The sequence below is a fragment of the Paraburkholderia sp. EG304 genome (genome assembly GCF_046543485.1).
In the GTDB taxonomy this organism is placed as follows: domain Bacteria; phylum Pseudomonadota; class Gammaproteobacteria; order Burkholderiales; family Burkholderiaceae; genus Paraburkholderia; species Paraburkholderia youngii.
The window spans coordinates 1-1,869 of the sequence record NZ_JBKGUA010000190.1; the positions used below are offsets into that span (position 1 = coordinate 1).

A 1,869-nucleotide genomic window follows, 5' to 3' on the forward strand; every position below is an offset into this window, starting at 1 on the left:
CCTACGACCATAACAACGCGGGGGCCGCCGGGGCGGCCGCACAGCTCGGGGCGGCCGAATCCCAGGCCCGGGTTGCGCGCAATGCCAGCCAGTACACAGCGCTTGTTGCCGATGCCGACGGGGTGGTGATGTCCATCAACGCCGAGCCGGGTCAGGTCGTGGCGGCGGGGCAGGTGGTTGCCCGACTTGCCCGTGCGGGGAGCCGAGAGGCGGTCGTCCAACTGCCGGAGACGCTTCGTCCCCTGATCGGCTCGGTCGCCTTGGCGTCCTCGTTCGGGGGCAGCGGCAAGATCCCCGCGCGGTTGCGCGTGCTCTCTGAATCGGCAGACCCCGCAACCCGGACGTTTGAAGCCCGTTACACGTTGGAAGAGGGCAGCGCCGCACTGCCGCTGGGTTCAACGGTGGCGGTCGAGCTTGCGGGCTCGGCACCTGCCGGCGTCCCGGCTGGATTTGAGGTTCCGCTGGGGGCGTTGTTCGATCCCGGCACCGGAACCGGCGTATGGGTGATCGGGGGTGAGCCGCTCAAAGCCAGCTGGATGCCGGTCGCCGTCAAGCAGCTGGGCGACGATCAGGCCTTGGTCGAGGGCAGGTTGAAGGCCTCGGATCGCGTGGCGGCGCTTGGCGCACACCTGCTGCGGGAAGGGCAGGTGGTTCGTCTGGCTGACACGGCCAAGAGCACCGCTGCAGATGGGGCCCATCAGTGAGTGGGTTCAACCTGTCCGCGCTTGCGGTGCGCGAGCGCGCCATCACGGTCTTTCTGATCGTTCTGATTTCCGTTGCCGGCATCGTGTCGTTCTTCCAGCTCGGCCGCGCGGAGGACCCCGCGTTCACCGTCAAGGTCATGACCATCGTGACGGCCTGGCCAGGTGCCACGCCGACGGAAATGCAGGATCAGGTCGCCGAGAAGCTGGAAAAGCGCCTGCAGGAGCTGCGCTGGTATGACCGCAGCGAAACCTACACGCGGCCTGGCTTGTCCTTCACCACGCTGACGTTGCAGGACGGCACGCCCCCGTCGCAGGTGCAGGAGGAGTTCTACCAGGCGCGCAAGAAGATGGCCGACGAAGCGGCGAACCTGCCGGCAGGCGTGATCGGCCCGATGGTCAACGACGAATACGCGGATGTCACCTTCGCTCTGTTCGCACTGAAGGCGAAGGGTGAGCCGTTCCGGGTGCTTGCACGCGACGCCGAAACCCTGCGTCAGCGATTGCTGCACGTTCCTGGCGTGAAGAAGGTCAACATCATCGGTGAGCAGCCCGAGCGCATTTATGTGGAGCTTTCGCACGAACGCCTGTCGAACCTTGGCATCACACCACAGGAGGTGTTCGGGGCGCTCGACGGACAAAATGCCCTGACGCCCGCAGGCTCGGTCGAGGCCGTGGGCCCGCAGATCTTCATCCGCCTGGATGGGGCGCTGGACCAGCTGGAGAAGATCCGCGATACGCCGGTCGTTGCACAGGGCAAGACGCTGAAGCTGAGGGACATTGCGACCGTCAAGCGGGGCTATGAGGATCCGTCGACCTTCATGATCCGCAACGGCGGCGAGCCGGCGATGCTGCTTGGCATCGTCATGCGTGACGGCTGGAACGGCCTGGATCTCGGCGCCTCACTCGACGCGGAGGTCAAGAAAATCAATGACGGGCTTCCTGTCGGGATGACGCTGGACAAGGTCACCGATCAGGCGGTGAACATCAGTGCGTCGGTCGACGAGTTCATGATGAAGTTCTTCGCCGCGCTGCTGGTGGTGATGCTGGTTTGCTTTGTCAGCATGGGGTGGCGAGTGGGCATCGTGGTGGCCGCGGCCGTGCCGCTGACGCTGGCCGCGGTGTTCATGGTGATGGCCGCCACCGGCAAGAACTTCGACCGCATCAC

The 1,869-nt window shown here is 65.5% G+C and carries 2 protein-coding genes; both read left to right on the forward strand.

The window, feature by feature from the left end:
• The coding region (locus ACLFKU_RS43185; RefSeq protein ID WP_410853319.1) for an efflux RND transporter periplasmic adaptor subunit at nucleotides 1-704 on the forward strand (704 nt) is incomplete at its 5' end.
• The coding region (locus tag ACLFKU_RS43190; protein WP_410853320.1) for an efflux RND transporter permease subunit at nucleotides 701-1,869 on the forward strand (1,169 nt) is incomplete at its 3' end. The genes ACLFKU_RS43185 and ACLFKU_RS43190, both read left to right, overlap by 4 nt.